The following is a 6,813-nucleotide window of genomic DNA, read 5'->3' on the forward strand; positions in this document are numbered from 1 at the left end:
GCCATTACCCTTTCGGCGCCTATGAGATCGAGCGCCGCCCGCGCGGCGCATCGCGAGCGAGCTCGCTCCTACATTTGTTTCGGGCCAGTTATTCCTGAGGGATAGGCGCGCGGCGCCTTGGTGCCTGTCTCGATATAGAAAACGGGGAGGCCTTCCGGCCTCCCCGCTTCACGTCACGCCTTAAAGGCTAGGGAACGCAAACTGCGACGCCTCATGGCTAGCCCGCTGCGGCCAGCGCTGGGTGATCGCCTTGCGGCGGGTATAGAAGCGCACACCATCCGGCCCATAAGCATGCAGGTCACCAAACAGCGAACGCTTCCAACCACCAAAGCTGTGATAAGCCACCGGTACTGGCAGCGGCACGTTCACACCAACCATGCCCACTTCGATCTCGTCACAGAACAGGCGCGCCGCCTCACCATCACGGGTGAAGATGCAAGTGCCGTTGCCATACTCGTGATCGTTGATCAGTTGCATGGCCTGCTCCAGGCTATTCACCCGCACCACGCACAGCACGGGGCCGAAGATCTCTTCTTTATAGATGCGCATCTCCGGGGTCACCTTGTCGAACAAGGTGCCACCCACGAAGTAACCATCCTCATTACCCGCCACACGGAAGCCACGGCCGTCCACCACCAGCTTGGCGCCAGCAGCCACACCGTCGTCGATATAGCCAACCACCTTGTCACGGGCAGCCGCCGTTACCAGCGGGCCCATGTCCAGGCCACAAGAAGTACCCGCACCGATCTTCAAGGCTTTGATCTGGGGCTCCAGCTTGGCGATCAGGGCATCTGCAACCTGGTCACCCACGCACACCGCCACGGAAATGGCCATGCAACGCTCACCGCACGAACCGTAGGCAGCTCCCATCAGGGCGCTGACGGCGTTGTCCAGGTCAGCATCAGGCATCAGCACGGCATGGTTCTTCGCACCACCCAGCGCCTGGACGCGTTTGCCGCGCTTGGTGCCTTCGGCATAGATGTACTCGGCAATCGGCGTCGAACCTACGAAGCTCAGGGCTTTTACCTCTGGGGCCTCGATCAGTGCATCCACCGCTTCCTTGTCACCGTGCACCACGTTGAGGATGCCCTTCGGCAGGCCAGCCTCCAGCAGCAGTTGCGCGATGAACAGGGTCGAACTCGGGTCACGTTCGGAAGGCTTGAGGATGAACGCGTTACCGCAGGCAATGGCCAGCGGGTACATCCACAGCGGGACCATGGCCGGGAAGTTGAACGGCGTAATGCCGGCAACCACGCCCAGTGGCTGGAAGTCGGACCAGGCGTCGATGTTCGGGCCCACGTTGCGGCTGTACTCGCCTTTGAGCACTTCCGGTGCTGCGCAAGCAAACTCGACGTTCTCGATACCGCGCTTCAGCTCGCCCGCAGCGTCTTCCACAGTCTTGCCGTGCTCTTCGCTGATCATCTGCGAGATGCGTGCTTCGTTCTGCTCCAACAGTTGCTTGAAACGGAACATCACCTGGGCACGTTTGGCCGGCGGTGTGTTGCGCCAAGCCGGGAACGCCGCCTTGGCCGAGTCGATGGCTTCCTGCACGGTCGCACGGCTGGCCAGTTCGACCTTGCGCACGGCCTGGCCGGTCGACGGATTGAAGACATCGGCGGTGCGCTCACCCTTGGTAACCAGCTCGCCGTTGATCAGGTGCTGAACAATGCTCATGCATAACTCCAGATAAAGAGGGGTGTTACAAGCGCGTGATCACCTCACGCGCCTGTCGTCATATTCGCGAAGATCAATCGATCAGGTTCAGGGTCTCGCCCACTGCGTCGAACAGGCGGTCCAGTTCCTGCGGCTGGGTGTTGAAGGTTGGGCCGAACTGCAGGGTGTCGCCACCAAAGCGAACATAGAAGCCCGCCTTCCACAGCTTCATCGCCACTTCATAAGGGCGCACGATCGCATCACCATCGCGGGCAGCGATCTGGATCGCGCCGGCCAGGCCGTAGTTGCGGATGTCGACGACGTTCTTCGTGCCTTTGACACCGTGCAGCAGCTTCTCGAAGTGCGGCGACAGTTCGGCAGCGGCCTGCACCAGGCTTTCCTTCTGCAGCAGGTCCAGCGCGGCGAGGCCGGCGGCGCAGGCCACAGGGTGGGCCGAGTAGGTATAGCCGTGGGGGAACTCCACCGCGTATTCCGGGGTGGGCTGGTTCATGAAGGTCTGATAGATCTCGGTGCTGGCAATTACCGCACCCATCGGGATGGCGCCGTTAGTCACCTGCTTGGCGATGCACATCAGGTCTGGCGTTACGCCGAAAGCTTCAGCACCGGTCATCGCGCCCATGCGGCCGAAACCGGTGATCACTTCGTCGAAGATCAGCAGGATGTTGTGCTGGGTGCAGATCTCGCGCAGGCGCTTGAGGTAGCCCTTCGGTGGCGGCAAAACACCTGCCGACCCCGCCAGCGGCTCGACAATCACCGCCGCGATGTTCGACGCATCGTGCAGCTCGATCAGCTTGAGCATCTCGTCGGCCAGGGCGATGCCGCCCTCTTCCGGCATGCCCTTGGAGAAGGCGTTGACCGGCAGCACGGTGTGCGGCAAATGGTCGACGTCCAGCAGCTGGCCGAACATCTTGCGGTTGCCGTTCACGCCACCCAGGCTGGTACCGGCGATGTTCACGCCGTGGTAACCGCGGGCACGGCCGATGATCTTGGTCTTGCTCGCCTGACCTTTCAGGCGCCAGTAGGCACGCACCATCTTCAACACGGTATCGGCGCACTCGGAACCGGAGTTGGTATAGAAGACGTGGTTCAGGTCACCCGGAGTCAGCTCGGTGATCTTTTCAGCCAGCTGGAACGACAGCGGGTGGCCGAACTGGAAGGCTGGGGAGTAATCCAGGGTGCCAAGCTGACGGGTTACCGCTTCGGTGATTTCCTTGCGGGTATGCCCGGCACCGCAGGTCCACAACCCAGACAAGGCGTCGAAAATCTTGCGCCCCTTGTCATCCACAAGGTAGTTGCCTTCAGCCGCCACGATCAGGCGTGGGTCGCGATGGAAATTGCGGTTGGCGGTGTAGGGCATCCAGTGCGCATCCAGCTTGAGCTGGCTGGCGATACCGGTGTGGGCGGTTTCGGGCATGTTCATCGGCGGTTCCTCGGAAGACGATTAGGCAACGATGGATGTTGTTGCAGCTAAATTGGCACGGCGATAAAGTCTGAAAAAGCCTGCATTTCTAATCTTCAGATAGGGCAACACTAAACTAATGAGCCGACGCCCCGACCCACTCGCTCAAGTCAGCGATTTTGACATTCGCCTGTTGAAGATCTACCGCAGCGTCGTCGAGTGCGGCGGCTTCTCGGCAGCCGAGAACGTGCTCGGGATCGGCCGCTCGGCCATCAGCCAGCAGATGAACGACCTGGAGCAGCGCCTGGGCCTGCGCCTGTGCCAGCGCGGCCGTGCCGGTTTTTCCCTGACCGAGGAAGGCCGCGAGGTCTACCATTCGGCCTTGCAGTTGCTCAGCGCCCTGGAGAGTTTCCGTACCGAGGTCAACGGGCTGCACCAGCACCTGCGCGGCGAGCTGAACATCGGGCTGACCGATAACCTGGTGACCCTGCCGCACATGCGCATCACCCATGCACTTGCCGAGCTCAAGGACCGCGGCCCTGACGTGCGCATCAACATCCGCATGATCGCCCCCAGCCAGGTCGAGCACGGCGTCCTCGACGGCAGTCTGCATGTTGGCGTGGTACCGCAGACCATCGCCCTGTCAGGCCTTGAATACCAACCGCTGTATAGCGAGCGCTCGCTGCTGTATTGCGCGGTCGGCCACCCCCTGTTCTACGCCGACGATCACCAGATTGACGACGACAGGCTCAACAGCCAGGAAGCCATCACCCCAACCTTCCGCCTGCCGGCCGATATCCAGGCCCACTACCAGGCGCTGCACTGCACGGCCAGCGCGTCGGACCGCGAAGGCATGGCGTTTCTCATCCTCACCGGGCGCTACATCGGCTACCTGCCAGACCACTACGCCAGCTTCTGGGTGCAGCAAGGCCGGCTGCGTGCCCTCAAGCCCCGCCAGCGCTTCTATGACCTGAGCCTGAGTTGGGTGACACGCAAAGGGCGGCGGCCGAACCTGGTGCTGGAGAGCTTCCTGGATAGCCTGGCTGCGACACGCTGATGCCAGTCTCTGACGCAAACGCTTGTCACTTCGGCGTAGGCAGGTAATCTTGTCCGACAGCCGCTGCCACTGACCCGTACGGAATCGTCCATGACCCTTGAAGTCCCAGCGCATCGCCTCTCCGCCTCGGGCAAGCCCGCCGGCCGCATCCGCCAGAAGAACGAACAGGCCATCATCCAGGCCGCCGAAGACGAATTCGCCCGCCATGGCTTCAAGGGCACCAGCATGAACACCATTGCCCTGAAGGCCGGTTTGCCCAAGGCCAACCTGCATTATTACTTCACCAACAAGCTGGGCCTGTACATTGCCGTGCTGAGCAACATCATCGAGTTGTGGGACAGCACCTTCAACGCCTTGAGCGTCGAGGACGACCCGGGCGAAGCGCTGAGCCATTACATCCGCACCAAGATGGAGTTTTCGCGGCGCAACCCGCAGGCCTCGCGGATCTTCGCCATGGAGGTGATCAGCGGCGGCAGTTGCCTGAACGAGTACTTCAGCGCCGACTACCGCGAGTGGTTCCGTGGCCGGGCAGCGGTGTTCCAGGCCTGGATCGAAGCGGGCAAGATGGACCCGGTCGACCCGGTGCACCTGATCTTCCTGCTCTGGGGCAGCACCCAGCACTACGCCGACTTCGCCACGCAGATCTGCCAGGTCACCGGCCGCAGCCGCCTGACCAAGCAAGACATGGAAGACGCCAGCAACAACCTTATCCACATCATTCTCAAGGGGTGCGGCATCAAGCCGAGTGCCTGACAGCCATTTATGCCTTCTACCCTGCTCGACCTCTGCGAGTTTCGTGAAGAAATCCGCAAAAGCCGTTTCATCACCCTCGCCGGCCCGATTACCAGTGCTGCCGAGGCGATGAGCTTCATCGAACGCCACAGTGACCTGGCCGCGACCCACAACTGCTGGGCCTGGAAGCTGGGCGGCCAGTACCGCAGCAATGACGATGGCGAGCCGGGTGGCACCGCCGGTCGCCCGATCCTGGCGGCCATCGAAGCGCAAGACTGCGATCAGGTGGTGGTGCTGGTGATCCGCTGGTACGGCGGCATCCAGCTGGGCACCGGAGGCCTGGCCAGGGCCTATGGCGGCGGCGCCAATAAATGCCTGCAACAGGCTCCCAAGCGGTTGTTGGTGCAACGCAGCGAATTCACCTGCAGTTGCAGCTTCAGCGAGCTGGCGTTGCTGAAGCTGCGCCTGGCAGAGGCTGACGGCCTGGTGCTGGATGAACAGTTCACCGCCAATGGCGTAGACCTGCACATTGCGGTGGGTGAAGCCCAGCTGGCCGCGCTGCAACAGCAGCTGGCCGACCTGAGCCGTGGGCGCATACTGCTCGAAGCACGCTGAACATTACGCACATGAACTGTGGGCCTGCCTGTGGATAAGCTTGGGGCACTCTCTTGCAGGCTAGGTTTTTCAAGGCCCGCAGAGCTTTGATCATATTTTGATCACTATTTGATGACAGCTGCAAATGACTGAAACTCTGAGGGTTATCCCCAAACCCGATTCACAAGGCGGCCCCGGCAACCCGTGTGGCTTGCACACAATAACTGTGGAACAGCCTGTGGATAACCCGTTAGCCAACAGGCCAAACGCCCAGCCACACAAGGGCTGGCGCAACTGATCATTAATTAACCAAAGGCGGGCAAGGCGGCAATTGCCAGTCTGCAGTATCCTCAATACCTTTCTTTTGCAATCGATCAAGGAGCGCGTCCACATGGCCACCGCAAAAACCGCACTCATCATCGGCGCCTCCCGTGGGCTTGGCCTGGGCTTGGTGCAACGCCTGCAAGAGGACGGCTGGAACGTCATCGCCACGGTGCGCGACCCGCAAAAGGCCGGCGCCTTGGCCAGTGTCCCCGGTGTGCGCATCGAGCAACTGGAGATGAATGACACCGCGCAGCTCGACGGGCTGAAGCAACGCCTGCAAGGCGAAGTGTTCGACCTGCTGTTCGTCAACGCCGGCGTCATGGGCCCGCTGCCACAAGACCTGGAAACCGTCCGCAACCAGGACATCGGTGACCTGTTCATGACCAACGCAGTGGCGCCCATCCGCGTCGCCCGGCGCCTGGTCGGCCAGGTTCGCGAGGGCAGCGGCGTGCTGGCCTTCATGAGCTCGATCCTGGGCAGCGTGACCGTGCCGGACGGCGGTGAAGTCTGCCTGTACAAAGCCAGCAAGGCGGCGCTGAACTCGATGATCAACAGCTTCGTGGTCGAACAGCAGCGCCCCGGCCTTTGCGTGCTGGCCATGCACCCGGGCTGGGTGAAGACCGACATGGGCGGCGAGAACGCCGAGATCGACGTACTCACCAGCACCCGCGGCATGCTCGAGCAGATCAAGGCGCAAAGCGGCAAGGGCGGCCTGCGCTTCATCAACTACAAAGGTGAGCCCCTGACCTGGTGAATTGAAAGCTGCGTGGCGAGGCAGTAGACTCGATGCCTCGCCCCCGCGGCGGACCTGGATCAGCAGACAGGGCAACACTGAGCTGGCTAACCTGAACCCACTTTCAGAGGAGCCGGCACCATGCCTGCGACCCGCATCTGGTTGAAATCCCCGCTTGCCATCTTCACCGCCAACGACACCGACGCCCGTGGCGGGCTGGTCATCGAAGACGGCCGTATCACACAGCTTCTGGCCCTTGGCGAAAGCCCCAGCCAACCCTGCGACCAAGTGTTCGATGCC

6 protein-coding genes and 1 pseudogene are annotated in these 6,813 nt (G+C 61.8%); 5 read left to right on the top strand and 2 right to left on the bottom strand.

Annotated elements, in window-relative coordinates; all coding sequences use genetic code 11:
- Positions 1-180: 180 nt before the first annotated feature.
- A complete protein-coding gene (locus NP534_RS24790) occupies positions 181-1,674 on the bottom strand; it encodes a CoA-acylating methylmalonate-semialdehyde dehydrogenase (RefSeq protein WP_033703351.1) in 1,494 nt (497 codons plus the stop codon).
- Between the two features lie 73 nt (positions 1,675-1,747).
- Positions 1,748-3,094 (bottom strand): aspartate aminotransferase family protein, encoded by a 1,347-nt coding sequence (locus NP534_RS24795; RefSeq protein ID WP_274100464.1) that lies wholly within the window; start codon positions 3,092-3,094, stop codon positions 1,748-1,750.
- Positions 3,095-3,212: 118 nt separating this feature from the next.
- Between NP534_RS24795 and NP534_RS24800 the strand changes: the two genes are divergently transcribed.
- The 5 genes and pseudogenes from NP534_RS24800 to NP534_RS24820 all read left to right on the top strand — a co-directional run.
- A complete protein-coding gene (locus tag NP534_RS24800; RefSeq protein ID WP_186682074.1) occupies positions 3,213-4,130 on the top strand; it encodes a LysR family transcriptional regulator in 918 nt (305 codons plus the stop codon).
- Between the two features lie 90 nt (positions 4,131-4,220).
- Positions 4,221-4,883 carry a TetR/AcrR family transcriptional regulator gene (locus NP534_RS24805; protein WP_186660716.1) on the top strand — a complete coding sequence of 221 codons (663 nt, stop codon included), beginning with the start codon at positions 4,221-4,223 and terminating at the stop codon, positions 4,881-4,883.
- Between the two features lie 9 nt (positions 4,884-4,892).
- Complete coding sequence (locus NP534_RS24810; protein WP_033703355.1) at positions 4,893-5,477, top strand: IMPACT family protein; 585 nt, start codon at positions 4,893-4,895, stop codon at positions 5,475-5,477.
- Positions 5,478-5,847: 370 nt separating this feature from the next.
- Positions 5,848-6,534, top strand: coding sequence for an SDR family oxidoreductase (locus NP534_RS24815; RefSeq protein WP_033703357.1), 687 nt, complete (start codon positions 5,848-5,850; stop codon positions 6,532-6,534).
- Positions 6,535-6,654: 120 nt separating this feature from the next.
- A pseudogene (locus tag NP534_RS24820) lies at positions 6,655-6,813 on the top strand (8-oxoguanine deaminase); the annotation flags it as partial.

This window comes from Pseudomonas sp. 39004 (assembly GCF_028682155.1).
Classification (GTDB): domain Bacteria; phylum Pseudomonadota; class Gammaproteobacteria; order Pseudomonadales; family Pseudomonadaceae; genus Aquipseudomonas; species Aquipseudomonas capeferrum.

Bases quoted from the DNA above. Each gene is read 5' to 3' on its own strand.
- NP534_RS24790 (WP_033703351.1), bottom strand. From the start codon at position 1,674: ATGAGCATTGTTCAGCACCTGATCAACGGCGAGCTGGTTACCAAGGGT.
- NP534_RS24795 (WP_274100464.1), bottom strand. From the start codon at position 3,094: ATGAACATGCCCGAAACCGCCCACACCGGTATCGCCAGCCAGCTCAAG.
- NP534_RS24800 (WP_186682074.1), top strand. From the start codon at position 3,213: ATGAGCCGACGCCCCGACCCACTCGCTCAAGTCAGCGATTTTGACATT.
- NP534_RS24805 (WP_186660716.1), top strand. From the start codon at position 4,221: ATGACCCTTGAAGTCCCAGCGCATCGCCTCTCCGCCTCGGGCAAGCCC.
- NP534_RS24810 (WP_033703355.1), top strand. From the start codon at position 4,893: ATGCCTTCTACCCTGCTCGACCTCTGCGAGTTTCGTGAAGAAATCCGC.
- NP534_RS24815 (WP_033703357.1), top strand. From the start codon at position 5,848: ATGGCCACCGCAAAAACCGCACTCATCATCGGCGCCTCCCGTGGGCTT.